This window comes from Klebsiella sp. HMSC16A12 (assembly GCF_001808265.1).
Lineage (GTDB): Bacteria > Pseudomonadota > Gammaproteobacteria > Enterobacterales > Enterobacteriaceae > Klebsiella > Klebsiella pneumoniae.
In genome coordinates this window covers 1-662 of sequence record NZ_KV792605.1, presented here as the reverse complement: position 1 = coordinate 662, position 662 = coordinate 1, and the positions used below count along the sequence as shown (strand labels likewise).

Genomic DNA, 662 nt, shown 5'->3' with positions numbered 1-662 from the left:
ACCGGTCTGTCGCAACGTCGTGCCTGCAGGCTTACAGGTTTGTCCCTGTCGACCTGCCGTTATGAGGCTCAGCGTCTGGCGGCTGATGCGCATTTATCAGGGCGCATCACTGAGCTGGCACTGGAGCGCAGGCGTTTTGGCTACCGTCGTATTTGGCAATTGCTGCGCCGTGAAGGGCTTCATGTTAATCATAAGCGCGTGTACAGGCTTTATCACCTCAGTGGCCTGGGCGTAAAACGCAGAAGACGTCGTAAAGGGCTGGCAACAGAACGTCTGCCGCTGCTCCGTCCGGCGGCACCCAATCTGACCTGGTCGATGGATTTCGTCATGGACGCATTGGCCACCGGTCGCAGGATCAAGTGCCTTACCTGCGTAGACGACTTCACAAAGGAATGCCTGACGGTCACTGTTGCCTTTGGGATTTCAGGCGTTCAGGTCTCGCGTATTCTGGACAGCATTGCACTGTTTCGAGGCTATCCGGCGACGATAAGAACTGACCAGGGGCCGGAGTTCACTTGCCGTGCACTGGATCAATGGGCCTTTGAGCATGGTGTTGAGTTGCGCTTAATCCAGCCGGGCAAGCCAACGCAGAACGGATTTATTGAGAGCTTTAACGGACGATTTCGCGATGAATGCCTGAATGAGCACTGGTTCAGCGATAT

1 pseudogene is annotated in these 662 nt (G+C 55.4%); it reads left to right on the top strand.

Features of this window, described 5'->3' with window-relative positions:
- Positions 1-662: pseudogene (locus HMPREF3140_RS27310) on the top strand (IS3-like element ISSen4 family transposase); the annotation flags it as partial.